Genomic DNA, 24,349 nt, shown 5'->3' on the forward strand with positions numbered 1-24,349 from the left:
AGCCGCAATTGATCGCGAACGCTGACGCGATCAGTCGAGCGTGCGGCGGAATCGGGTGACGGCGATGGTCATCGCGATCAGCATCAGCGTCAGCAGTGCGAGCGCGTCGTACTGAAGGTTCTCCAGCGTCGAGCCCTTCAGCATGATCGCGCGGACGATGCGCAGGTAATGCGTCAGCGGCAGGCACTCGCCGATATACTGCGCCCAGATCGGCATGCCGGCGAACGGGAACATGAAGCCGGACAGCAAGATCGACGGCAGGAAGAACATCATCGACGCCTGCATCGCCTGCAGCTGGTTCTGCACCAGCGTCGAGAAGGTGTAGCCGATCGCAAGGTTGGTGGTGATGAACAGCGTCGACAACAGCGCCAGCATCGCCAGGCTGCCGCGCAGCGGGACCCCGAACAGCAGCACGCCGATGCCGAGGATCAGCGACGCCTGGATGAAGCCGACCCCGACATAAGGCAGGATCTTGCCGAGCATCACTTCGACCGGCGTGATCGGCATCGACAGCAGGTTCTCCATGGTGCCGCGCTCGATCTCGCGGGTCACCGACAGTGCGGTGAAGATCAGCATCGTCATGGTCAGGATGGTGCCAACCAGACCGGGCACGATGTTGAGCCGCGACGAGGCGGCCGGGTTGTAGCGGGCATGGGCGCGGATCTCGAACGGCGGATTGGCGGGATCGCCGCCGACGCGGTCGTGCATCAGCGCGGTCTGCACGATCTGCCCAAGCGCCGACAGCGCCGAGCCCGCGGCGACCGGATCGGTGGCATCGGCCGCGACCAGGATCGCCGGCTTGTCGCCCCGCCGCACCGCGCGTTCGAACCCGCGCGGGATTTCGACTCCGAACAGCACGCGACCGGACAGCAGCAAATCATCGAATTCGGCGACGCTGTGCACTTCGCGGGTGAATTTGAAGTACGCGGTGTTCTCCAGCGCCTTCAGGATCGAGCGGCCGAGATCGGAATCCTCCTGCAGCAGCACCGTGGTCGGCAGATGCCGCGGCGTGGTGTTGATGGCGTAGCCGAACAGCAGCAGCTGCATCACCGGGATCACGATGATCATCGCGAAGGTGAGACGGTCGCGCTTGAGCTGGATCAGTTCCTTCACCAGCATCGCGTAGGTCCGGCGCAGGAAGCCGAACCGCGGCTCCTTGATCGGCGCGCCTGGCGTCGGCGCATGGGCCCCGGCCGCGGTCATTGGAAGTTGTCCTTCGACCGGCTCATCAGCTCGATGAACACGTCCTCGAGCGATGGCGCGCCGTGCTGCCAGCTCTGCCGCGGGTTGTTGCGATACGGCGCCAGCGTCTGGTCGAGCGCGGCCTGATCGCGGCCGGAGACGTGCAGGCTAGTGCCGAACGGAGCCACCATGTCGACACCCGGCTTGTCGGCAAGCTCGTGCGCCAGCGGGCCGAGGCCTTCGCCGGTGGCGACCCAGGTGGTGAGTTGCGAGCCGGCGATCACCTGATCGACGGTGCCATGCGCCAGCAGATGGCCGTAAGCGATGTAGGCGATCTCGTGACAGCGCTCGGCCTCGTCCATGTAGTGAGTCGAGACCAACACGGTGAGACCTTCGGCAGCGAGCGCGTGGATCTCGTTCCAGAAGTCGCGGCGGGCTTTCGGATCGACGCCGGCGGTCGGCTCGTCGAGCAGCAGCAATTGCGGATTTGGCAGCGTGCAGGCGCCGAGCGCGAGGCGCTGCTTCCAGCCGCCGGAGAGTTCGCCGGCAAGCTGCTCCTCGCGTCCTGACAGCCCGAGCCGCTTGATCATCTCGCGCGCCGCGCCGCGCGCATCGGGCACGCCATAGAGCCGGGCGACGAATTCCAAATTCTCGCGCACCGACAGGTCCTGATACAGGCTGAAGCGCTGCGTCATGTAGCCGACGCGGCGCTTGATCTTTGCCGCATCGGTGCGGATGTCGAAGCCGAGACAGCTGCCCTCGCCGCGGTCCGGCGTCAGCAGCCCGCACAGCATCCGGATCGTCGTGGTCTTGCCGGAGCCATTGGGGCCGAGGAAGCCGTAGATCGAGCCGCGCTTCACCTGCATCGACAGGTCGTGCACCACCTCGCGGCCGTTGAACGACTTGGTGAGGCCGCGGACATCGATCGCGATGTCGCGGGCATCGGCCGCGATGGTCGGCGCGTCGGTCATGGCTTGCTGGCCGCGACCGGCGAAGGCGCTGCGGTAGCCGATGGCAAATACACGCTGACCGGCTGGCCGACCCGCAGGCTCACCGGCTTGTTGGGCCGCGCCTGGATCAGATAGACGAGCTTGTTGCGCTCATCGAGGCTGTAGATCACCGGCGGGGTGTACTCCGCCGTAGTCGAGATGAAATAGATATCCGCCGACAGATCGGCCGCGCAATTATCGCACGTCACCCGCACCTTCTCGCCGATCGCGAGCTTCGGCAGCTCCGGCTCCGGCACATAGAACCGGATCTTCATGTTGCCCGGCGGCAGGATCGACAGCACCGGCTTCTGCGCCGCCACCATCTCGCCTTCGCGGAAGTAGATCTGCTGCACCGTGCCGGTCACCGGCGCGCGGATTTCGCGGCGCGCCAGCCGTGTCTTCGAGGTCTCGACCCGCGCTTCGGCGACCCGCAGCGTCGAGACCGCGGCGTCGAGATTGGCCTGGGTGCCGGAGCCGGTCTTCGACAGCGACTGCGCGCGGTCGAAGGTCTGCATGGCGTTGGCGAGCGTCGCCATATTCTGGTTGAGGTCGGCCTGCTGCAGGTCGTCGTCGAGCGTGTAGATCAGTTCGCCGCTCTTCGCCTCGTCGCCTTCGCGCACCTTGAGCTTGGTAATGCGGCCGGATTCGTCCGGGCTGACGAAGATCAGATCGGCCTCGACCCAGCCTTGATAACCGGGATCGTTGCCCTTGCCGCAGCTTGCGAGTGCCAACGCGAGCAGCACCGCGGTGCAGCCGCGCAAAACGAGCGAGGGTCGCGTCATGACGCCGTCCTTTCGCCGAAAATCAGATCGAGATGCGCGCGCAGCATCGCCTGGACGTCGAGCGGCGCGAACCGGCCGAACAGCCCCTGCCAGATCACCGACAGCACCACCGGCGCGACCGCGAGCTGCGGAAACTGAGCCAGCGCCGCAGAGCCGATTTCGCCGCGGGCGACGCCGAGCTCCAGGATGCGGCGAATGCCGGCGACGCCCGGCTCGACCACGTTGCGGTAGTGAAATTCCGCCAGCGACGGAAACCGCGTGCCCTCCGCCATCACCAGCCGCAGGATGTCGCCGCGCCGTGTCTGCGCGACATCGTTCACGAAAGCGTCGGCGAAGGTCTCGAGCATCTGCCGCGCCGAAACGCCGGGCGGCGGCGGCGACGTCAGCCGCTGCATGGTCGGCACCAGCGCGGTCCGCACCAGCTCCTGAAACATCGCCTCTTTGTCGGTGAAGTGCAGATAGATCGTGCCCTTGGCGACGCCGGCGCGCTTGGCGACGTCATCGATCCGGGTCGCCGCGAAGCCGCGCGCGGTGAATTCATCCAGCGCCGCCTCGATGATTGCGGCGCGCCGTTCCGCCGCCTTGGCGGCGCGCGTCGAGAGCGCCTCCGCCTCCGAAGCTGGCTTGGCCGCTGACGCGGAGCTGCGGGCCGCAGCAGCTCGCTTCGCAGCGACGGGAGCAGACATCGGCGGACTGTTTGAGGCACGCTTCATCCACACATTATGACTGACCGGTCAGTCATAATCAAGATCCGGACGTTCCACCCTTTGGAGCACGATCGTTCAGGCGCTGACGCGGTTACGGCCGGCGCGTTTGGCGCGATACAGGGATTGGTCGGCGCGCTGGATCGCATCGGCCAGGGTTTCGGCCGGGATGGCAGGCGCGATGCCGACGCTGATGGTGACGACGCGGCCGCCCCCGAGGCCCGGGTGCGGGATCTTGAGGTCACTGACTGCATGGCACAGCCGCTCGGCCGTCTCGTGCAGCTCGGCCTCATCGAGTCCGGGCAGCACCACGGCGAATTCCTCGCCGCCATAGCGCACCACCACATCGCAGGAGCGCAGGTTGCGGCGCACGGCAGTGACGATCTGCTGCAGGCAGCGGTCACCGGCGGCGTGGCCGCCGTGATCATTGAACAGCTTGAAATGATCGACGTCGATCATCAGCACGCTCTGCCCGAGCGACGGCACGATCGAAGCCGCCTCCTGTTCGATCAGTTCGTCGAGATAGCGGCGGTTGAACACGCCGGTCAGGGCGTCGGTCGCGGACAGCCGCTCCAGCGCCGCATTGGCCTGGCGAAGATCGCGCTTCAGCCGCGCATCACTGCGGCGGATCGCCTCCAGTTCGGCGATCTGCGCGTCCTTCCGCTTGCGGGCGCGCAGCGCGATCACGCAGGTGACGATGCACAACCCGACCAGATCGATATTGGTCCAGGCCGGCGGCCAGCGCAGGCCGGTGACGGTGATCAGGATGTACAGCACCGTGCCGGTGACGGTCATGATCTTGGTGGCCAGCCAGGACAGCGCTGAGACCAGCGCACCGGCGAAGATCACGAATAATGCCGCCATCATGTAGCGACCGGCGAACGGCTCCGGCGCGAACTGGCCGATCGCCGTCACCGACAGCGCGAACGCCAGCACGGCCGTGGCCTGCACGGCCGACTGCATCGCCCTGTCGTCCGGCCGCCGGTTGAGCACCAGCGCGAGCAGCACCAGCGGCGTGACCAGCAGCAGCCGCAGCCCCAGCGCAAACGCCAGATGCGGTGCATCGAGCACGGCGAAGTCGATCGAGAGCGCGGCAAGGTTGACCAGCAGCGTCCCGATCAGAAACCGCCGCCGAGCGCCGGCCCCGCGCATCGGATGGGCGCTATCCGGCGCATCGGACGTCCGGCGGTCATGGGGAATGGGCAACTGGTCGGTCACGCTCGCGTCCGTGGAATCGGCGGTGTCGCCGTGTTCCCTCATTGCGCCCGCGGCCGCTTACGATGCGTTGATGCAGCTCCGCCGCCCACGGTTTCCACCTGCAATGCCTAACGAGCCGCTAAGCCGCGCCCGATGAGGTGAACGATCGGGAACGCCTGACAGCACTTGGGATTGTCCCGACAGACATCCAGGGAGAGAAAACATGTCCACCGAATGGCTGTGGGGTATCGGAATCATCGTGCTGGGGATCGCAATCGCTTACGCGCTGATGCGCAACCGGACGCGCAGCACTGCCGAAAAGCAGCTGACCGAAACGGTCGCCAAGGAAAACTATCGCGCCGAGGATCTCCAGGAGCGGCCGCGTCCGATGCCGGAATAGCACTCGTCAGGTGTGGAACTTGAGGCCGTCGAGGATCTTGTCGACCACCTTGCGATCGGCCCGGACGGCGAGGCCGACCAGCGGCAGATCGGCCCGCGCCACCGCTTTCACCGCCGCGCGGTTGGCGGCATCGTGCGTGGTCTTGAACATTGCCTCGGTGTAGATCGCCGGCTTGACGTCGCGGGCCAGCGCCCGCTCCAGCGCGCGCGACAGGCCTGCGCCATCGGCGCCGTACACCAGGATCGGCTGACCGATCAGCGGGTGATACGGCGTTCCGCTGCCGTCTTCATAAGGTTCGCCGATGCATTCCGGGAATGCAGCAGCGATGCCCGACGTGAGGAACGCCGCAACGTTCAGCTTCTGCCAGGCTTCGAGATCGGTGCGGATCACGAGCGCGATCTTGGTATCGAACTGCATGCCGTGCTGATAGCGCGGCCGTCCCGGCCTGTCAGTTCACGATCGTTTCAGATCAGAGCGCTCAGCCCTTGGCGTCACACGCCCAGGCGCGGATCACACATTCCTTGCCGCCATATTCGTAGCAGCGCCGGGTCGCGGCGTTGAGCGAAGAGGAAATCTTCGATTCCACCGCGTAGCCGTGCGCGCCGCAGGGATTGCTCATGTCGACGGCCAGCGCCGCACAGGCCCGGCGCATCGTCAGCATGGTGCACTCGCCCTTGCAGCGCTGCCGCGCCGCGGCGATCGCGGCCGCCTCCGCCGGATAGTCAAAGGCTTGGCCATAAGCGCCACATTTGCCGACCGCCAGCGCACCAGCCGCATGTGCCGGCGCAACGAGATGCAAACACGCGATCCACACAACAGCCATCAGCGCGGCTTTGCGCCACGCGGCAATCAATAATCGCAACGTCCCCTCCCCCGAGGTTCAACCCGGGTTCCAAATTATCCGGCCGGCCGTTTCAACTTGGTGAACGAAGCGCAAATCGCCCGCGATGAGTTGGCCGATCAGCGGTGCGGACTCCGCCGCGCCAGAAAACGCTCGAGCCGAGGCTGCAATTCGCCGGTCGTAAAGCTGAGGTGAAACAGCCGCCGCTCCAGCGCCAGCCCGTCGGCAAGCCCCACCGAGACCGCGCAGTCGACCGCCTGTTTGGCGAATCGCACCGCCTGCAACGGATGCGTCGCGATCAGTTTGGCCGACTCGCAGGCAGCCTGGTACGCCGCGCCGTCGTCGACCACGCGGCTGATCAGGCCGATCCGCTCGGCCTCGGTCGCGGAGATCAGCCGGCCGGTCAGGATCAGATCCATCGCGCGGGCGCGCCCCACCGCCCGTGCCAGCCGCTGGGTGCCGCCACCGCCCGATAGCGTACCGAACGCAATCTCCGGGTGGCCGAACTTGGCGCCGGCCCCGGCGATCACCAGGTCGCACATCTCGATCAGTTCGCAGCCGCCGCCGATGGCATAGCCCTCCACCGCCGCGATCAGCGGCTTGGTGCAGGTGGCCAGCCGGTCGCAGCAGCCGGAAAAATCCTCGGCTAGCGCCGTCGCAAGATCGATACCGCGCATCTCGGCAATGTCGGCGCCGGCGCAGAACACCTCGCGGCCGGTCAGCACGATCGCGGCGATCGCAGCATTGCGTTCCAGCTCATCGAGCGCCGCGGCCAGCTCCCTGATCACTTCCCGCGACAGCGCGTTGCGGGCCAGCGGCCGATCCAGCGTGACGATGCCGATGGCGCCCTGACGATCGATTGCCACCACCATACCGGCTTCTCCCTGACTGCCGCGACGCCAGCGCCGATCTAGCCGCCCGAACTGGATCTGGTAAAATCGATCGTTCAGAAAGATCGATTGGATTTTCCAATGAATGTCCAGCACCTGCGTTACTTTCTCGCCGTGATGCAGGCCGGCTCAGTGTCACGCGCCGCCAAAGAACTCGGCATCACCCAGCCGACGCTGTCGCAGGCCCTGAAAGGGTTGGAGCGAGACTTCGGCACGGCGCTATTCGCGCCGGATGGACGCGGCATCCGCGCCCTGCCGAGCGCCAAGCGGCTCGAAGCCAAAGTGCGCATGGCGCTGCAGACGCTGGCGGAGGCAAAGCGCGAACTCAGCGGACCGGCACCGGCACGGCTCAGGCTCGGCGTGCTGCCGAGCCTCGCCGCCCATTGGCTGCCACGACTGCTGCCGGCCGATGGTGACGCGATCGAACTAATCGAAGCGGCGGCCGACGAGCTCGAAAAGCTGGTGGCGAGCGGCGGGCTCGATCTGGCGCTGTCGATCGCGCCGCACCGTAATCTTCACCGCAAGCTGCTGCTGAGCGAGCCGTTCCGATTATTCGTCGGACCTGATCATCCGTGGTCAGGCCGCCGCAGCGTGGCGGTAGCCGACCTCGACGGCCAACCCTTCGTGTTGCGTCAGAGCTGCGAACTCGTCGGCACCGGCCGCCGGCTGCTCAGCACGGCAGGCGTGCGGTTTCGGATCGTCGCCAAGACGCGGCAGGAATCCACCGCCGCCGCGCTGGTCGCCGCGGGTCTCGGCTGCACGCTGGCGCCGGCAAGCTGGGGCGACGCAAACTTGCGGGCGCTCGACGTCGGCGGACTGACGCTGCAGCGCGACGTCACGTTGATCTGGAAACAGGCCGCCGGCGCCAAGGCTGCGGCAAAGCTCGCGACGCGGCTGCAGGCGCGAGCCTGACTGGCGACTTGCTAGAGCGCTTCATTGATTGAAGCGGACTTGGCCCTCACCAAGGGTCCTAGAGTCCTCGTCCTGAGCAGCCCGGCAAAGCCGGGCGTCTCGAAGGATGAGGAGCCGCATGGCTTGCGGCGCATGGTTCGAGACGGCGCTCCGCGCCTCCTCACCATGAGGTTGTGATTTTAGTAAGCGCGCCGAACTGCGCTCCGATTATATCTAACGCGTAACTGCTCTAGCCGCGCCGCGCCTGATCGAGCGCTTGCGGGGTGTCGATGTCGAGGAACGCCGCTTCGCCTTCGACCGGCACTTCGGTCACCGCTTCGCCGTGCTTGGCGATCAGATGCCGTGCGCCGACATCGCCGCCGAGCGTCATCAGTTCGGCAAAGAACCGCCGCGACCACAGCACCGGGTTGCCGCGGCGTCCCTCGGCGACCGGGACCACGATCAGCGCGCCGCGATCGGGATCGAACGCGGTGATCATCCGGTCGATCAAGGCGGCGTCGATCAGCGGCATGTCGCCGAGGCAGACAATCGCGCCGTCGGCATCCTCGCCCAGCGCCGCGATGCCGGCCTTCACCGACGACGCGATGCCTTGGGCGAAGTCGGGATTGTGCACGAAGGTGAGATCGAGCCCGTGCAGCGCCGCTTCGACCTCGCCGGCCTGATGGCCGGTGACGACGATGGTGCGCGCGGCCTGCGAGGCCAGCGCCTGCTCGGCGACGATGCGCACCAGCGGCTTGCCGTTGAGGTCGGCGAGCAGCTTGTTCGGCCCGCCCATCCGCGTGCCGCGCCCGGCGGCAAGCACGATCGCCGCGACATTGCGGCCACTTTCGGCGACCGGTACGCGCGGCTGCGGCCGCGTCACGATTTCCATCAGCAGGCCACCGACACCCATCGCGGTGATATCAGCGCGGGTGACGGTGAGCCCCGCGAGCAGCCGCATCAACACCCAGTCGAACCCGTTTTCGACCGGCGAGCGCGCACAGCCCGGCGCGCCGAGCAGCGGCACGCCCGAGACCGCGCCGACCAGCAGCAGATTGCCCGGGTCGACCGGCATGCCGAAATGCGAAATTGAGCCGCCGATCGCGCCGATCGCCGCCGGGATCACGTCGCGGCGGTCGGCGATCGCAGAGGCGCCGAACACGATCACCATCTCGGCGCCGAGCCCAACAAGCTCTTGGATCGCAGCCGACAGCGCAGCCTCTTCATGCGCGACGCGGCGCTCGGCAATGATCTCTGCGCCGGCCGGCGCCAGCCGCTCGGCTGTGACGCGCAGCGTCTTGTCGATCACCTTCGGGGCAAGGCCGGGAAGCAGCGTCGACACCACGCCGACGCGCTTGATCACGTAAGGCGCGACCCGCAGCGCGCCGCCCTGCGCCGCCGCCACCGCGGCGTCGCGCAGGCGGCCTTCGACACCGAACGGGATCAGCTTGACGGTGGCGACCATCTCACCTTCGACCACCGGCTTGAACGCCGGCAGCGTCGCGAGCGTAATCGCTTCATCGACGGCGTTGACGCGATCGACCACGGCACGATCGATCACCAGCACGCCGGTCCGTGCCGCGAACAGATTGGCGCGGCCGGTAAAAGCACGGTCGACCGTCACGCCATCGCCGGCGACCGCGCCTGCCACATCCGCGGCCGCGACATCCTCCGAGACGTCACCGGGCTCGAGCTGAACCACCACGATCTCGGCGATGCCGGCCTTCTCCAAGGCAGCGACTTCGGCCGGACCGATCGTCGTGCCCTTCTTCAGCAGCAGACCGTTCTGCCGCAGCGAATGCACGGTGACGCCGCCGATCGCATCGGCCGGACGGCGCGGGCCGAACTTCATGCCGCGGCCGCCTTGGACGATGCCGGCAGTCGCAGCGCTGCGGTGATCTCCGCCATGATCGACACCGCGATTTCGGACGGCGACACTGCGCCGATGGCGAGCCCGATCGGCGCGTGAATGCGGCCGAGGTCGGCATCGGAAGCGCCCTGCCCCTTCAGCCGCTCCAACCGCTTGGCATGGGTCTTCTTCGAGCCGAGCGCGCCGATGTAAAAACAGTCGCGCGCGAAGGCGTGCAGCAGCGCCGGATCGTCGATCTTCGGATCGTGCGTCAGCGCCACGAAGGCGGTGTAGTGATCGATGTTCAGCGGCGGCAGCGCCACATCGGGCCACTCGGCGATCAGCGGCACGTCGGGGAAACGCTCAGGGCTCGCGAACGCGGTGCGCGGATCGACCACGGTGACGTCGTAACCGAGCGAGCGCGCCAGCGGTGCCAGCGCCTGACTGATGTGCACGGCACCGACGATCACCAGCTTCGCGGTCGGCGCATAGACGTTGAGAAACAGCTTGTTGCCGTCGACCTCGATGCTGGCGCTCTTGCCCATGCGGAGCTGTTTGCCGAGTTCGGCGGCAAGCGGATCGGCGGCGATGTCGGCGGCTTTCACCAGCCGCTGCGTGCCGGTCGCGGTGTCGGTCACCACGATCGCCGGCCGCCGCGCCACACGTTCGGCGTTGAGTTGCTGCAGGATCTCGAACTTCACAGGCTAAGCCCCACTTCCTCGCCGCGCCGAACTAATCGACCTTTTCGACGAACACCCGGATGGTGCCGCCGCAGCTCAGCCCGACCTTCCAGGCGGTCTCGTCGGCGACGCCGAATTCCAGCAGCTTCGGCGTGCCGCTGTCGATCACATCGAGGGCTTCGGTCACCACCGCGCCTTCGACACAGCCGCCCGACACTGAGCCGAGAAAGGTCCCCTCGTCATTGATCACCAGGCTCGAGCCGGCGGGACGCGGCGCCGATCCCCAGGTTTCCACCACGGTGGCGAGCGCCACGCCGCGGCCGGCTTTACGCCAGTCCTCGGCGGCTCGCAGGATGTCTTCGTCGCGGTCGAGCTGCATGGAGGCGTCTCCTCTTGCTTGGCTGCTGGGCGCCGGTCAGGCGACGGATCGGATCGTGCTGAAATGGTGCGGCGGCGGTGCCGACGACAGCGCCGCGATCAGCGTGTGCATCGAGGTCAAATTATGCACCGGGCGGAATTCGTCAACGTGGGGTAGCATCATTTTGATGCCCTGGGCGCGCGGCTCGAAGCCGTCGTAGCGCAGCAGCGGATTCAGCCAGATCAGCCGGCGGCAGGAGCGGTGCAGCCGGTCCATTTCGAACGCCAGCTTGGAGTCGCTCTCGCGCTCCAGCCCGTCGGAAATCAGCAGCACGATCGCGCCCTGGCCGAGCACCCGCCGCGCCCACAGCTTGTTGAAGCTGTGCAGCGACGTCGCGATCCGGGTGCCGCCGGCCCAGTCCTCGACCGAGGAGGTACAGCTCGCCAGCGCCTCGTCCGGATCGCGCTGGCGCAGCGCGCGGGTGACGTTGGTCAGCCGCGTGCCGAACAGGAAGGTCGACACCCGCTTGCGATCGTCGGTGACGGCATGGAGGAAGTGCAGGAACAGCCTTGTGTACTCACTCATCGAGCCGGAGATATCGAGCAGCGCCACGATCGGCGCCGGCTTGTCGATCAGGCCGAGCTTGCGAATGTCGACGACCTCGCCGCCGGTGCGCAACGAGGCCCGCAGCGTGCGGCGCAGATCGAGCTTGAGGCCGCGGCGCTCGGGCCGCACTCTCCGGGTGCGCAGCTCGGCCTGCGGCAGCCGCATCCGCTCGATCGCGCGGGTGACCTCGGCGATCTCGGCGGCGCTCATCTGCGCGAAGTCTTTCTTCTGCAGGATCTCCTTATCGGAGACGGCAAGCCGCAGCTCCTGCTCCTCGGCCGATGGCATGTCGCGCGTCGCCGCCGGCGACATCGCCTCCTGCACCCGGCGCGAGGCCGGCGGCGGCTTCTTCTTGGCGGCGTCCGGCAGCGGGATCGAGTCCAGCATATGCTGCCAGTCCTCGGCGGCGCGAAAGAACAGCGCAAACGCCTGATCGAAGATCAGCAGATGCTCGCGGCGCTTGACGAAGATCGCTTCCAGCGTGGCGTAGAGATCGTCGCGATGGCCGATCTCGATCAGCTGCAGCGCATCCAGCGCATCGATCACCGCGCCGGGCCCGACCGGCAGCCCCGCCGCCCGCAGCGCCCGCGCAAACCCGACCACATTGTCCGCCATCTTGCCGGTCGGCGGATTGAGATGATCGATCATCGCGGTCGGATTACGCTGCATCGTTTGCCACGCTCTCTCAACTTGTCATTCCGGGGCGCGCCGAAGGCGCGAACCCGGAATCTCGACGTCAGTGCCGGCTTCAGATTCCGGGTTCGCGAGCTTTCGCTCGCGCCCCGGAATGACGAACTCCTAGTCAGTGCACAACCTCGCCGCTCGCGCGGCCTGCTCCCTCTCCCGCTTGCGGGAGAGGGGTGGGGTGAGGGCGACGCGAGCACGGTGCCTGGGGCTCCCCCACCCCGGCCCTCCCCCGCAAGCGGGAGAGGGAGCGCGCTGCCGATACTGCAAAGGCCGAGCTTCACAACGAACGCAAAGAGTCTGACTACCTCTCGTTCGTCGCGTCCTTGACCAGTTTCTGCACGGTGTCGCCTTGCATCCGGGCGATGTCGTCCTGGTACTTGAGCAGCGCGCCGAGGGTGTCGCCGACGACTTCCGCCGTGAGTGCGCGGGCGTCGAGTTCGGTCAGCGCGGTCGCCCAGTCGAGCGTCTCGGCTACGCCAGGCGATTTGTAGAAATCCTGCTCGCGCAGCGCCTGAACGAAGTTCACCACCTGCTGTGACAGCTTGGCCGAGATCCCCGGCACGCGCGATTTCACGATCGCCAGCTCGCGCTCGGCGTTCGGATAGTCGACCCAGTGATACAGGCAGCGCCGCTTCAGCGCGTCGTGGATCTCGCGGGTGCGGTTCGACGTCACGATCACGATCGGCGGCGCCGGCGCCTTGATGGTGCCGAACTCCGGAATGGTGACCTGGAAGTCGCTGAGCACTTCGAGCAAATAAGCCTCGAACGCCTCGTCGGCGCGGTCGAGCTCGTCGATGAGGAGCACCGGCGCGCCCGCCGTGTCCGGCTCCAACGCCTGCAGCAGCGGCCGCTTGATCAGAAAGCGCTCGGAGAAGATGTCGCTGGAGAGCTGATCGCGGTCGGTGTCGCCGGCGGCTTCGGCCAGCCGGATAGCGATCATCTGCGCCGACGAATTCCACTCATACACCGCGGAAGCGACGTCGAGCCCCTCGTAGCACTGCAGCCGGATCAGCCGGCGGCCGAGCGCGGCCGACAGCACCTTGGCGATTTCGGTCTTGCCGACGCCGGCCTCGCCTTCGAGAAACAGCGGCCGGCCCATCCGCAGCGCCAGAAACACCACCGTCGCCAGCGACCGCTCGGCGAGATAGCCGCGGCTCGTCAGCAGTTCGAGCGTGGCGTCGACGGAGGCGGGAGGCGCGGCTGCGGTCATGGCCGATCCGTGTCCAGGCTCACGCCTTGCCGTTGGCGGCGTCGACCGCACGCTTGGTCAGCACGCCGATCAGATGCGCCCGATATTCGGCGCTGCCGTGCAGGTCGCTGTTCAAGCCGTCGGCCGAAACGTGCAGGCCGTCGATCGCCTTGGAATTGAACCGCGCCTTCAGCGCCTCTTCGAATTGGGTGACGCGGAACACGCCATCCGCACCGGCGCCGGTGACCGCGACACGGACGTCCGACGGACGGCGGGCAACGAACACGCCGACCAGCGCGTAGCGCGATGCCTGGTTGCGAAACTTGATGTAGGCGGCCTTCTTCGGCAGCGGAAACTGTACCTTGGTGATGATCTCGTCCGGCTCGAGCGCGGTCGAGTACATGCCCTGGAAGAACTCTTCGGCCTTCAGCTTGCGCTTGTTGGTGACCACGGTGGCGCCGAGCGCCAGCACGGCCGCCGGATAGTCCGCGGTCGGATCGTTATTGGCGAGCGAGCCGCCGATCGTGCCCTTGTGGCGCACCGCCGGATCGCCGATCAGCGACGCCAGCTCGGCCAGCGCCGGGATCGCCTCGCCGACGATCGCCGAGTTCGCGACTTCGGCGTGCTTGGCCGTGGCGCCGATCACCAGCGAGCGGCCCTTCATCTCGATGCCGTTGAGGCCTTCGATATGCGACAGATCGATCAGATGCGGCGGCGCCGCGAGGCGCTGCTTCATCACCGGCAGCAGCGTGTGGCCACCCGCGATCAGCTTGGCGTCCTCGTTCTTCAACAGCAGATTGGCGGCCTGGCGAACGGTCCCGGGGCGGTGATATTTGAATTCGTACATTGCGCTTCCCTGAGCTTCCTGCGTCTCGTTGGGCGTGCCGCGCGGCCTCGTTGAAGCGGGCCGGCGCAGTGCCGGTCAGCTGCGGTCGGAGTTCGCCATCGCCTTGGCGCCGGCCGCGATCGACACCACGATGTTCTGATAGCCGGTGCAGCGGCAGAGATTGCCTTCGAGCTCTTCGCGAATCGTCTCGTCGGAGAGGTCGTGGCCCTTGCGGTGCACCATGTCGACGGCCGTCATGATCATGCCCGGGGTGCAGAAGCCGCATTGCAGGCCGTGGTTCTCGCGGAAGGCTTCCTGCATCGGATGCAGCGGCGCGCCGTCGGCGGCGAGCCCTTCGATCGTCGTCACTTCGTGGCCGTCGGCCATCACCGCCAGCGTGGTGCAGGACTTCACCGCCTTGCCGTCGAGATGCACGACGCAGGCGCCGCACTGCGAAGTATCGCAGCCGACATGCGTGCCGGTGAGCCGCAGGTTCTCGCGCAGAAACTGCACCAGCAGCGTGCGCGGATCGACGTTCGCGGTCACAGGGTTGCCATTGACGATCAGGGAAATCTTGGCCATCGGCCCTCTCTTCAATGCGCACCGCCGCGTTGCACGGCGATCATTCGTCTTTTAGTTGTGTTTCTTGAACCGATCTTACGGGGCAACCCCAGGATCGGCAACCGCGAACGGCTCGGGCCGCGCCGGAGCCGCGGCCGTGTAATGACATCCGCGTGATCGGGCGCCGCAGCGCCGTCAGGCCGCGCCGTTGCCGTTCTGCACGGCCTTGGAGAAGTTGGCGAAGAACTCGTCGGCGAGCTTCTTGGCAGAGCCGTTGATGAGTCGCTGGCCGAGCTGCGCCAGCTTGCCGCCGATATGCGCTTCGACATCGTAGGACAGCAGCGTGCCGCCGTCCTTGTCGGACAGGCCGACCGTGGCACCGCCCTTGGCAAAGCCGGCAACGCCGCCCTCGCCTTCGCCGGTGATCTTGTAGCCGTTCGGGGGATCGAGATCGGACAGCGTGACCTTGCCCTTGAACCGGGCCGATACCGGGCCGACTTTCAACTTTGCCACAGCGCGAAAACCGCTGTCGTCTTCGGTCTTTTCAAGCTCCTCGCACCCGGGAATGCAGACCTTCAGCACTTCCGGATCGTTGAGCTTGCTCCACACCAAATCTTTCGGCGCGTCCAACTGGACTTCGCCGTTCATCGTCATGGCCATGGATATTTCCTCCCGGATCGGCGGCCGCCTCGGACGGCGGCATTGCGACTACTTAAGCACGCCGGGCGGCAAAGAAAAAGTATCGCGACACCACCCCGAACGATCGGCGGCGCTAGCAGTCGTGAGGCGGTGAGATAGGTAGCGCCCGGCCCTAGCGCCAGCGTCAAGCAAGCACGACAGCCGGACAAAAGCGATCAGGAGCGTTGCGCTGCGGCCGGATAGTTCGGTTCGAACGTCGCCGTGCCGGTGCTTGGTACAGCCGCTGATTGCGCCGTTGGCTCGACCAGCATCAGGATCGCGGTGCCGAGAAACAGCAGCAACTCGGTGGCATGCAGCCGCATCGCTTCGGGCTCGGCGACCTGCGAAGCCATCACCATGCTGGCGAACGAGATCACGCTGCCCAGCGCCAGCGCGAATGCCAGCGCCTCATTGCAGCCGCCGGAGAGACGGACCGAGCGCCGCGTCAGCAGCGCCGAGAACACCAGCAGGAAGCCGGCGACCGTCAGCTTGGCGAGCGCCAGCAGCCATGCCATCCGGATGGTCGCCATCGCGCTGAGATGCAGATGATCGCTGACGAAGATCGCCACCGAGATATTGGGCCGGTCGTACAGCGCGTGGATCGGGGTGACAAACAGCCGATACCCCACGATCAGCCAGGTCGGCGTGATGTAGGCCGCCAGCAGAACTCCGTTCACCGAACTGATCCGCCAATCCGTCTTCATCGCCGTGCCCCACCAGCCAGCACGCCGAATCCGACGGCGCGCGGCCAGAGCTAACCCCAGGTTAACCATCAGCAGCAATGGAAAGGCTTTGTTAACCTTAACGGCGGTTGACGACTGTGGATGGCGGCCTTGAGGAGCCTGAGCTCGGCTGTTCGGCACGAAACTTGCGTCGGATTGCACGTGATGGCGGTTGCGACGAGACCTATCCAGACGCGGAAAGCCCCGCCGTGGGGCGGGGCTCCCTGCTGTCGCCTCGGGGCGCAGCCGTCTGGAGAAAGCTGCGGCCGGGCGATCGTTACGTCAGCGGCCCTGGCCGGACCCGCCGTGTTGGCCACCATGCTGCTGGCCGCCCTGCTGCCGGTCTTGACCCTGCCGGTTCGGATCCTGCTGCTGCTGCCCCGGACGGGCACCGCTGCCCTGCTGCTGCTGGCCGGGGGACGTCTGGCTCGGGGTCGGCTTCTGCTGATTCTGATTCGACATCGATGGTCTCCTTCAGAGTGTCGCGCCCACACCGACAACAACCATCATGCGCCTGCGGTTGCGCGGATCGGCGTGATCTTTGCGCGGCTTTTGCGCGGCAACATCGCGCCCACGGGAACCGTACAGGCCGCTACGGCCGTCCACAGGGAAGAAGGTTGTAATCAGGCGCTGTTGCCGCGATCGCGACCCACTGTTAGAAAATTCCAAAGCGAAGCGACGTTCCGGCTGCCGGGGCCCTCGCCGCATCGTGTGTGCAATGCGAGCGCGATCTCCGCCGCGGGGCCGTTCGGATCGCAATCCACGACCCTACGAGTCCCACTCTTTCGAGTCCTCTGACGACGGCAGCGCATGGACTATTTCGCCCAGCAGCTCATCAACGGTCTCGTGCTCGGCTCGATCTACGGCCTGATCGCGATCGGCTACACGATGGTGTACGGCATCGTCGGCATGATCAATTTCGCCCATGGCGACATCTTCATGATCGGCGGCTTCATCGCGCTGATCAGCTTCCTGATCCTGGTGTCGTTCGGCCTCAGCTTCGTGCCGCTGATCCTCCTGGTGGTGCTGCTGGTGTCGATGGCGATCACCGCGCTGTACGGCTGGACGGTCGAGCGCATCGCCTACCGCCCGCTCAGGCACTCGTTCCGCCTCGCCCCGATGCTGTCGGCGATCGGCATGTCGTTCGTGCTGATGAACTACGCCCAGGTGTCGCAGGGCGCCCGCGTCAAGCCGGTGCCGCCGATCATCACCGGCGGTTACACGCTGCACGAGAGCGCCGACGGCTTCAACGTCCAGCTCTCCAACGTCCAGATCCTGGTGGTCGTCACCACCGTGGTGCTGCTCGGCATCTTCACCTGGCTGGTGGCCAAGACCCGGCTCGGCCGCGACATGCGCGCCTGCGAGCAGGATCAGACCATGGCGGCACTGCTCGGCGTCGACGTCGACCGCACCATCTCGATGACCTTCGTGATCGGCGCCGCGCTCGCCTCGGTCGCGGGCATGATGTACCTGCTGTATTACGGGCTGATCGACTTCTTCATGGGCTTCATCGCCGGCATCAAGGCGTTCACCGCGGCCGTGCTCGGCGGCATCGGCTCTCTGCCCGGCGCGATGCTCGGCGGCCTGCTGATCGGCCTGATCGAGACCTTCTGGTCGGCCTATTTCTCGGTCGAGTACAAGGACGTCGCGGCATTCTCGATCCTGATCATCGTGCTGATCTTCATGCCGACCGGCCTGCTGGGCCGGCCGGAAGTCGAAAAAGTCTGAGCGGGCGCCGACGTGGCAAAACTCGCGCACGCTGCTGCTGCCCCTGTCGCCGCCGCCACGGTCGGCGTCGGTTTCATCTTCAAGAAAGCCCTGATCAGCGCCCTCGTGGCGCTGGTTTTATTTTCGCTGATGATCGGCGTCCGCACCGAGGCCGGCCCTGAGGGCGGCCTGATCTACTGGACCCGGTTCGGCGATCTCGCCGGCATGGTCGGCGGCGTGTTCGTCGGCTCGATCGTGGTCGAACTGCTGCGGATGTGGTGGGGCCCGGTCGACACCTCGAAGATGATGCCGGCCGGCGCGCGCAAGACGCTCGGCCTGGCCGGCCGCGTCGTCGCTCCGGCGCTGCTGATCTTCACCTTCCTGGTGCCGGTGATCTTCTACAATCAGCGCTACATTCTCGATCTCGGCATCCTGGTGCTGACCTACGTGATGCTTGGCTGGGGGCTGAACATCGTGGTCGGCCTCGCCGGGCTGCTCGATCTCGGCTACGTGGCGTTCTACGCGGTCGGCGCCTATTCCTACGCGCTGCTCGCCACCAATTTCGGCCTGTCGTTCTGGATCTGCCTGCCGCTCGCCGGCATCCTCGCCGCGTTCTGGGGCATGATCCTCGGCTTCCCGGTGCTGCGACTACGCGGCGATTATCTCGCCATCGTCACCCTGGCGTTCGGCGAGATCATCCGTCTCGTCATCATCAACTGGCAGACGCTGACCGGCGGCCCCAACGGCATCAGCGGCATTCCGCGCCCGACGCTGTTCGGCATTCCGCTGGCGCCGGGACCGAACGGATTGGCGGCGCAGCTCGGGATTCCGTTCTCGCCGACGCATCGCCTCGTGTTCCTGTTCTATCTGATCCTGATCCTGGCGCTGATCACCAACTGGGCGACGATTCGGCTGCGCCGGCTGCCGATCGGCCGCGCCTGGGAAGCGCTGCGCGAAGACGAAGTCGCCTGCCGCGCACTTGGCATCAACACCACCACGACCAAGCTTACCGCCTTCGCCACCGGCGCGATGTTCGGCGGTTTTGCGGGTGCGTTCTTCGCCACAAGGCAGGGCTTCATCTCGCCGGAGTCGTTCACCTTCCAGGAATCGGCACTGGTGCTGGCGATCGTCGTGCTCGGCGGCATGGGCTCGCAGCTCGGCGTCGCGCTCGCCGCGGTGACGCTGATCGGCGGCTTCGAACTGTTCCGCGGTCTCGATCAGTTCCGCATGCTGGTGTTCGGCATGGCGATGGTGCTGCTGATGATCTGGCGGCCGCGCGGCCTGATCGGCCATCGCGCCCCGACCGTGTATCTCGACCACAAGCAAGCGATCTCGTCCGACCTCGTCAAGGAAGGCCACGGATGAGCGCGCACCCGAACATCCTGCGCGTCAGCGGCCTCAGCATGCGGTTCGGCGGCATTCTCGCCGTCAACGACCTGTCGTTCGCCGCGCACCGCGGCAAGATCACCGCGCTGATCGGCCCCAACGGCGCCGGCAAGACCACGGTGTTCAACTGCATCACCGGCTTCTACAGGCCGAGCGCCGGCGAGATCAGCCTGACGCATGATGGCGGCGAGACCCACCGGCTCGACCGGCTCAACGACTTCCGCATCACCAAGATCGCCAAGGTGGCGCGCACCTTCCAGAACATCCGGCTGTTCCCCGGCATGACGGCGCTGGAGAACCTGATGGTGGCGCAGCACAACGCGCTGATGCGCGCCTCCGGCCTCACCTTCCTCGGCCTGTTCGGCGCGCCGTCGTGGCGCGCGGCCGAGAAGCAGGCGATCGAACGGGCAACCTACTGGCTCGACCAGATCGGACTGCGCAGCCGCGCCGACGATGCCGCCGGCAACCTGCCCTATGGCGATCAGCGCCGGCTGGAAATCGCGCGCGCGATGTGCACCGAACCGGTGCTGCTGTGCCTCGACGAACCGGCAGCCGGCCTCAACGCGCGCGAGAGCGGCGAACTCAGCCAGTTGCTTCGCAAGATCCGCTCCGGCGGCACTTCGATCCTGCTGATCGAACACGACATGAGCGTGGTGATGGAAATCTCCGACCACGTCGTCGTGCTCGACCACGGCGTCAAGATCGCCGACGGCACCCCGCGCGAGATCCGCGACGACCCCCGCGTCATCGCCGCCTATCTGGGCGTCGAGGACGAAGAAGTCGAAAAGGTCGAGCAGGAGCTCGGGCTGTGATTTGCCTCCCCCCATGTACTCCGTCATGGCCGGGCTTGACCCGGCCATCCAAGCCCGCGGGCAAGGCTGTGCTTGTGTCCGTGGATGCCCGGGTCAAGCCCGGGCATGACGAAAGTGAGCGTGGCGAGGTCGCATCATGACCTCCACCGCCCCCCTGCTCAAAATCGAAAACCTCCGCGCCGCCTACGGCAAGATCGAGGCGCTGAAGGGCGTCGATCTCGAGATCGCGCCCGGCGAGATCGTGGCGCTGATCGGCGCCAATGGTGCCGGCAAGTCGACGCTGATGATGTCGATCTTCGGCAAGCCGCGCGCCAAGGCCGGCCGCATCGTGTTCGACGGCGTCGATATTACCGCGCGGCCGACACATCTGATCGCACGGATGAGCATCGCGCAGTCGCCGGAGGGCCGCCGCATCTTCCCGCGGATGAGCGTCGCTGAAAATCTGCAGATGGGCGCCGATGCCGGAACCGGCAGCAACGAAGAACGCGCCGCGACGCTCGAACGCGTGCTGACGCTGTTTCCGCGGCTTCGCGAACGCTTCGGCCAGCGCGGCGGCACGCTGTCGGGCGGCGAGCAGCAGATGCTGGCGATCGGCCGCGCACTGATGAGCCGGCCGCGCCTGCTGCTGCTCGACGAGCCGTCGCTCGGCCTCGCGCCGCTGATCACCCGGCAGATCTTCGACGCGATCCGCACCCTGAACAAGCAGGACCGGCTCACCGTGCTGATCGTCGAGCAAAACGCCAACCACGCGCTGAAACTGGCGCATCGCGGCTACGTGCTGGTCAACGGCCTGATCACCATGAGCGGTACCGGCGCCGATCTGTTGGCGCGGCCGGAAGTGCGAGCCGCGTATCTCGAAGGCGGCCGCGGCAGCTGAGGTAGTCCCTCCCCGTGCCCGCGAGTCCTGCGGCACAATGCGGCAACCGGGTGCCGCCGGCGCCGTATTTTGTCGATGACTTGTCGTGAAAATCAGCCAACAATGCCGGCCGGTTTGGCGCTTCGGGCCTGCCTGGGCGCGGCTTTTCGTTTGCAAATCCATCGCAAGGATTCATCGATGACACTCAAGCTTCTCGGTTTGGCATTCGGCGTCTCGTTGGCGCTCTCGACCACGGCGCTGGCGCAGGACATCAAGGTCTCGGTCGCCGGTCCAATGACCGGCGGCGAATCCGCGTTCGGCCGGCAGCTCAAGAACGGCGCCGAACAGGCGGTGGTCGATCTCAACGCCAAGGGCGGTCTGCTCGGCAAGAAGCTGGTGCTCGACGTCGAAGACGATGCCTGCGATCCGAAGCAGGCGCGCTCGGTCGCCGAGAAGATCGCCGGTGACGGCATCCCGTTCGTCGCCGGTCACTTCTGTTCGTCGTCGTCGATCCCGGCGTCGGAAGCTTACGCCGACGGCAACGTGCTGCAGATCACGCCGGCCTCCACCAACCCGCTGTTCACCGAGCGCAAGCTGTGGAACGTGCTGCGCGTCTGCGGCCGCGACGATCAGCAGGGCCTGGTCGCCGCCGAGTACATCCTGAAGAACTACAAGGGCAAGAACGTCGCAATCCTCAACGACAAGACCACTTACGGCAAGGGTCTGGCCGACGAGACCAAGAAGGCGCTGAACAAGGCCGGTTTCCAGGAGAAGATGTTCGAATCCTACAACAAGGGCGACAACGACTTTAACTCGATCGTGTCGCGGCTGAAGCGCGATGCCATCGATCTGGTGTACATCGGCGGTTATCACCGCGAGGCCGGCCTGATCCTGCGCCAGATGCGCGACCAGGGCCTCAGCACCGTGATGATGGCCGGCGACGCGATGAACGATAAGGAATTCGCCTCGATCACCGGCCCGCTCGCCGCCGGCACGCTGTTCACCTTCGGCCCCGACCCGCGCAACAAGCCAACCGCCAAGCAGATCGTCGAAACCTTCAAGGGCAAGGGCATCGATCCGGAAGGCTACACCCTCTACACCTACGCGGCGTTCCAGGTGTGGTCGCAGGCGGTCGAGAAGGCCAAGTCGACCGACCCGAAGAAGGTGATCGACACCATCAAGGCCGGCGAGTGGGACACCGTACTCGGCAAGATGGCCTTCGACGCCAAGGGCGACATCAAGGCGATCGACTACGTCGTCTACAAATGGGACGCCAAGGGCGGCTACGCCGAGATCGGCAACTGAGCCGACTGATCGTCGCGCCGCGGCTCCCGCGGCGCTCACCATCATCCCGCCCACAAACCGTCACCGCCCGGATTGACCGGGCGGCCCAGTATTCCAGAGCGTTGCTACTCATGTAGAGCAATGAACACTCTGGGATACTGGATCCTCCGCATTCGCGGAGGATGACGATCGTGAATGGGATACGCCTTCGATGATGAGCAGCGCCGCATCAGTTCCGCGGCGGTGCCCTCACCCAATATTCCCCAGCGCCGGGAAGGTGTTCAGCAGCCAGATCGAGACGTCGCTGATGGCGCCGGTGAGGAAGCCGATGCCGGTGAGGACCATCAGCACGCCCATCACCCGCTCGACCGTGGCGAGATGTTTCTTCATTCGGGCGAACAGGCCGGAGAACTGTTCGACCATCAGCGCGGCGAGCAGGAACGGCACGCCGAGGCCGAGCGAATACACCGCCAGCAGGCCGGCGCCCTTGGCCACCGTCGCTTCGGCCGCGGCCACCGACAGGATCGCAGCGAGGATCGGGCCGATGCACGGCGTCCAGCCGAACGCGAACGCAAGGCCCATCACGTAAGCGCCCCACAGCCCCACGGGCTTCGGGATCGGCAGGCGGCCCTCGCGCATCAGGATGTTGATCCGGGTCAGGCCGAGGAAGTGCAGACCCATCAGGATGATCACCACACCGGCGATGATCGCGAGTTGCGCCGAATAGGCGCGGATCAGGCCGCCGACCAGGCTGGCGCTGGCGCCGAGCGCGACGAACACGGTGGAGAAGCCGAGCACGAACATCGCCGCAGAGATCATCACCGCACGCTTCGACGTGCGCTCGGTCTCGTCGGCGGCGACGTGCTCGATGGTCGCACCGGTGAGATAGATCAGGTACGGCGGCACCAGCGGCAGCACGCAGGGGGACAGGAAGCTGACCAGACCGGCGATCAGGGCGGCAGGGATCGAGACGTCGTGGATCATGGCCGGCTACATGCACCCGCGCGTAAAGCCCATGCAAGCCGCTGCGTCATCGTTCCGCGCCTTGTGATCGCACCGTGAGGGATTGCTTCGACCAATTGTTTATGCCGACAATGTCGGCCCTCGCTCAGCTCTCGGACGGATCCATCTTGCACAACCTGATCACCGATGTCGCCGGCGTCCGCGTCGGCCATGCGCACGACCACAAGCTCGCCTCCGGCGTCACCGCAATCCTGTTCGACAAACCCGCGGTCGCCTCGATCGACGTGCGCGGTGGCGGCCCGGGAATTCGCGACGGCGTGCTGCTGGAACCGGTGAACACCGTCGAGCAGGTCGACGGCTTCACCCTGTCGGGCGGCTCGGCATTCGGCCTCGATGCCGGCGGCGGCGTGCAGGCCTGGCTCGCCGAGCGCGGCCGCGGCTTTGCGATCGGCAACGCGACGATTCCGATCGTGCCCGGCGCAGTGGTGTTCGACATGATCAACGGCGGCGACAAGGCCTGGGGCCGGTTCTCGCCGTATCGCGATCTCGGCTACGCGGCTGCCGAAGCCGCCGGCGACAGCTTCGCGCTCGGCAGCGTCGGCGCCGGCCTCGGCGCCACCACCGCGACGCTGAAGGGCGGGCTCGGCTCGGCGTCGGCGACCACGCCTGGCGGCGTCACTGTGGGCGCCATTGCGGTGGTCAACGCGATCGGCAGCGCCACGATCGGCGACGGCCCGTGGTTCTGGTCGACACCGTTCGAACAGGACGGTGAGTTCGGCGGGCTCGGCATGCCGGACAGCTTCACGCCCGACATGCTCAAGGTGCGGCTCAAGGGCGCAGCGACGCCGAGCGCGGTGGAGAACACCACGCTGGTCGCGGTCGTCACCGACGCGGCGCTGACCAAGACCCAGGTGAAGCGGCTGGCGATGCTGGCGCAGACCGGCTTCGCGCGCGCGATCTATCCGGTGCATGCGCCGCTCGACGGCGACGTGGTGTTCGCTGCGGCGACCGGCGTCAAACCGGTCGAGCCGCTGGCCGGTCTCACCGAGCTCGGCACCATCGCGGCCAACACGGTGGCGCGGGCGATCGCGCGCGGTGTCTATGAGGCCACCGCGCTGCCGTTCAAGGACGCGCAGCCGGCGTGGCGCGATCGGTTCGGCTCGAAGCGATGATGTGAAGCGGCAGCGCTGCGCCGTTCGAGGTCGTCATCCGCGGATCGATCGCGCAATGCACGCCGATCACCGTGTTGCTTATCCAAGGCGATGGATTGCCGGGTCGAGCCCGGCAACACATCAGCACGAATGAGCGT

General features: G+C 66.5%; 27 protein-coding genes. 8 read left to right on the forward strand and 19 right to left on the reverse strand.

The genetic code is table 11. The annotated features are described in order from the left end of the window. Positions 1 to 30: 30 nt before the first annotated feature. The 5 genes from LRC39_RS19435 to LRC39_RS19455 form a co-directional block, all read right to left on the reverse strand. Positions 31 to 1,203 (reverse strand): ABC transporter permease, encoded by a 1,173-nt coding sequence (locus LRC39_RS19435; protein ID WP_346295339.1) that lies wholly within the window; start codon positions 1,201 to 1,203, stop codon positions 31 to 33. Then, positions 1,200 to 2,153 (reverse strand): ABC transporter ATP-binding protein, encoded by a 954-nt coding sequence (locus tag LRC39_RS19440; RefSeq protein WP_264053076.1) that lies wholly within the window; start codon positions 2,151 to 2,153, stop codon positions 1,200 to 1,202. The genes LRC39_RS19435 and LRC39_RS19440 overlap by 4 nt, the downstream gene beginning before the upstream one ends. Continuing rightward, positions 2,150 to 2,953, reverse strand: coding sequence for an HlyD family secretion protein (locus tag LRC39_RS19445; protein WP_346295340.1), 804 nt, complete (start codon positions 2,951 to 2,953; stop codon positions 2,150 to 2,152). The genes LRC39_RS19440 and LRC39_RS19445 overlap by 4 nt, the downstream gene beginning before the upstream one ends. Further along, the gene (locus LRC39_RS19450; RefSeq protein ID WP_346295341.1) at positions 2,950 to 3,666 is read right to left on the reverse strand and encodes a TetR/AcrR family transcriptional regulator; all 717 of its coding nucleotides are present in this window, start codon (positions 3,664 to 3,666) and stop codon (positions 2,950 to 2,952) included. Before LRC39_RS19450 ends, LRC39_RS19445 begins: the two co-directional genes overlap by 4 nt. Before the next feature lie 69 nt (positions 3,667 to 3,735). Beyond that, positions 3,736 to 4,875: a GGDEF domain-containing protein gene (locus LRC39_RS19455; protein WP_346295342.1), complete on the reverse strand. Its 1,140-nt coding sequence runs from the start codon at positions 4,873 to 4,875 to the stop codon at positions 3,736 to 3,738. Between the two features lie 202 nt (positions 4,876 to 5,077). Here LRC39_RS19455 and LRC39_RS19460 point away from each other — a divergent pair, with 202 nt between their 5' ends. Further along, the gene (locus tag LRC39_RS19460; RefSeq protein WP_346295343.1) at positions 5,078 to 5,254 is read left to right on the forward strand and encodes a hypothetical protein; all 177 of its coding nucleotides are present in this window, start codon (positions 5,078 to 5,080) and stop codon (positions 5,252 to 5,254) included. Between the two features lie 6 nt (positions 5,255 to 5,260). Here the strand turns inward: LRC39_RS19460 and LRC39_RS19465 are convergent, their stop codons facing one another. From LRC39_RS19465 to LRC39_RS19475, 3 genes are all read right to left on the reverse strand, one after another. Continuing rightward, the gene (locus tag LRC39_RS19465) at positions 5,261 to 5,671 is read right to left on the reverse strand and encodes a DUF2000 family protein (protein WP_346295344.1); all 411 of its coding nucleotides are present in this window, start codon (positions 5,669 to 5,671) and stop codon (positions 5,261 to 5,263) included. A gap of 61 nt (positions 5,672 to 5,732) precedes the next feature. Beyond that, the gene (locus LRC39_RS19470) at positions 5,733 to 6,077 is read right to left on the reverse strand and encodes a DUF4189 domain-containing protein (RefSeq protein ID WP_107346686.1); all 345 of its coding nucleotides are present in this window, start codon (positions 6,075 to 6,077) and stop codon (positions 5,733 to 5,735) included. Between the two features lie 137 nt (positions 6,078 to 6,214). Beyond that, the gene (locus tag LRC39_RS19475; RefSeq protein ID WP_346295345.1) at positions 6,215 to 6,967 is read right to left on the reverse strand and encodes an enoyl-CoA hydratase-related protein; all 753 of its coding nucleotides are present in this window, start codon (positions 6,965 to 6,967) and stop codon (positions 6,215 to 6,217) included. A 99-nt stretch (positions 6,968 to 7,066) separates the two neighbouring features. On the opposite strand from LRC39_RS19475, the gene LRC39_RS19480 reads away from it, so the two are divergent. Then, a complete protein-coding gene (locus tag LRC39_RS19480; protein ID WP_346295346.1) occupies positions 7,067 to 7,897 on the forward strand; it encodes a LysR family transcriptional regulator in 831 nt (276 codons plus the stop codon). A 229-nt stretch (positions 7,898 to 8,126) separates the two neighbouring features. Here the strand turns inward: LRC39_RS19480 and LRC39_RS19485 are convergent, their stop codons facing one another. The 10 genes from LRC39_RS19485 to LRC39_RS19530 form a co-directional block, all read right to left on the reverse strand. After that, a complete protein-coding gene (locus tag LRC39_RS19485) occupies positions 8,127 to 9,728 on the reverse strand; it encodes a molybdopterin-binding/glycosyltransferase family 2 protein (RefSeq protein WP_346295347.1) in 1,602 nt (533 codons plus the stop codon). Continuing rightward, a complete protein-coding gene (locus LRC39_RS19490; RefSeq protein WP_346295348.1) occupies positions 9,725 to 10,426 on the reverse strand; it encodes an XdhC family protein in 702 nt (233 codons plus the stop codon). Before LRC39_RS19490 ends, LRC39_RS19485 begins: the two co-directional genes overlap by 4 nt. A 31-nt stretch (positions 10,427 to 10,457) precedes the next feature. Continuing rightward, positions 10,458 to 10,784 carry an XdhC family protein gene (locus LRC39_RS19495; protein ID WP_011159337.1) on the reverse strand — a complete coding sequence of 109 codons (327 nt, stop codon included), beginning with the start codon at positions 10,782 to 10,784 and terminating at the stop codon, positions 10,458 to 10,460. A gap of 36 nt (positions 10,785 to 10,820) precedes the next feature. Next, complete coding sequence (locus LRC39_RS19500) at positions 10,821 to 12,038, reverse strand: vWA domain-containing protein (RefSeq protein WP_346295349.1); 1,218 nt, start codon at positions 12,036 to 12,038, stop codon at positions 10,821 to 10,823. 319 nt (positions 12,039 to 12,357) lie between these two features. After that, the gene (locus tag LRC39_RS19505) at positions 12,358 to 13,266 is read right to left on the reverse strand and encodes an AAA family ATPase (RefSeq protein ID WP_346295350.1); all 909 of its coding nucleotides are present in this window, start codon (positions 13,264 to 13,266) and stop codon (positions 12,358 to 12,360) included. Positions 13,267 to 13,285: 19 nt separating this feature from the next. Then, complete coding sequence (locus LRC39_RS19510; protein WP_346295351.1) at positions 13,286 to 14,092, reverse strand: FAD binding domain-containing protein; 807 nt, start codon at positions 14,090 to 14,092, stop codon at positions 13,286 to 13,288. A 75-nt stretch (positions 14,093 to 14,167) separates the two neighbouring features. Next, positions 14,168 to 14,653, reverse strand: a complete 486-nt coding sequence (locus tag LRC39_RS19515) for a (2Fe-2S)-binding protein (protein WP_107345537.1) — start codon at positions 14,651 to 14,653, stop codon at positions 14,168 to 14,170. 174 nt (positions 14,654 to 14,827) lie between these two features. Then, positions 14,828 to 15,292 (reverse strand): CoxG family protein, encoded by a 465-nt coding sequence (locus tag LRC39_RS19520; RefSeq protein WP_011159342.1) that lies wholly within the window; start codon positions 15,290 to 15,292, stop codon positions 14,828 to 14,830. Between the two features lie 194 nt (positions 15,293 to 15,486). Continuing rightward, positions 15,487 to 16,014 (reverse strand): hypothetical protein, encoded by a 528-nt coding sequence (locus tag LRC39_RS19525; protein ID WP_346295352.1) that lies wholly within the window; start codon positions 16,012 to 16,014, stop codon positions 15,487 to 15,489. A gap of 300 nt (positions 16,015 to 16,314) precedes the next feature. Continuing rightward, a complete protein-coding gene (locus tag LRC39_RS19530) occupies positions 16,315 to 16,494 on the reverse strand; it encodes a hypothetical protein (protein WP_346295353.1) in 180 nt (59 codons plus the stop codon). A gap of 348 nt (positions 16,495 to 16,842) precedes the next feature. On the opposite strand from LRC39_RS19530, the gene LRC39_RS19535 reads away from it, so the two are divergent. The 5 genes from LRC39_RS19535 (at position 16,843) to LRC39_RS19555 (ending at position 22,098) form a co-directional block, all read left to right on the forward strand. Next, positions 16,843 to 17,760 carry an ABC transporter permease subunit gene (locus LRC39_RS19535; RefSeq protein WP_107345540.1) on the forward strand — a complete coding sequence of 306 codons (918 nt, stop codon included), beginning with the start codon at positions 16,843 to 16,845 and terminating at the stop codon, positions 17,758 to 17,760. A 12-nt stretch (positions 17,761 to 17,772) separates the two neighbouring features. After that, complete coding sequence (gene livM, locus LRC39_RS19540; protein WP_164573187.1) at positions 17,773 to 19,104, forward strand: high-affinity branched-chain amino acid ABC transporter permease LivM; 1,332 nt, start codon at positions 17,773 to 17,775, stop codon at positions 19,102 to 19,104. Then, entirely contained in the window at positions 19,101 to 19,937 is an 837-nt protein-coding gene (locus tag LRC39_RS19545; RefSeq protein ID WP_346295354.1) for an ABC transporter ATP-binding protein, read from the forward strand. Before livM ends, LRC39_RS19545 begins: the two co-directional genes overlap by 4 nt. Before the next feature lie 136 nt (positions 19,938 to 20,073). Continuing rightward, entirely contained in the window at positions 20,074 to 20,814 is a 741-nt protein-coding gene (locus LRC39_RS19550) for an ABC transporter ATP-binding protein (RefSeq protein ID WP_107356554.1), read from the forward strand. A 177-nt stretch (positions 20,815 to 20,991) separates the two neighbouring features. Beyond that, positions 20,992 to 22,098 carry a branched-chain amino acid ABC transporter substrate-binding protein gene (locus LRC39_RS19555; protein WP_107345544.1) on the forward strand — a complete coding sequence of 369 codons (1,107 nt, stop codon included), beginning with the start codon at positions 20,992 to 20,994 and terminating at the stop codon, positions 22,096 to 22,098. A 228-nt stretch (positions 22,099 to 22,326) separates the two neighbouring features. Here LRC39_RS19555 and LRC39_RS19560 read toward each other — a convergent pair whose 3' ends face one another. Further along, positions 22,327 to 23,061, reverse strand: coding sequence for a cytochrome c biogenesis CcdA family protein (locus tag LRC39_RS19560; RefSeq protein ID WP_346295355.1), 735 nt, complete (start codon positions 23,059 to 23,061; stop codon positions 22,327 to 22,329). A 146-nt stretch (positions 23,062 to 23,207) separates the two neighbouring features. Between LRC39_RS19560 and LRC39_RS19565 the strand changes: the two genes are divergently transcribed. After that, entirely contained in the window at positions 23,208 to 24,212 is a 1,005-nt protein-coding gene (locus LRC39_RS19565) for a P1 family peptidase (protein WP_346295356.1), read from the forward strand. Positions 24,213 to 24,349: the final 137 nt, after the last annotated feature.

The sequence above is a fragment of the Rhodopseudomonas sp. P1 genome (assembly GCF_039642825.1).
In the GTDB taxonomy this organism is placed as follows: Bacteria; Pseudomonadota; Alphaproteobacteria; order Rhizobiales; family Xanthobacteraceae; genus Rhodopseudomonas; species Rhodopseudomonas palustris_H.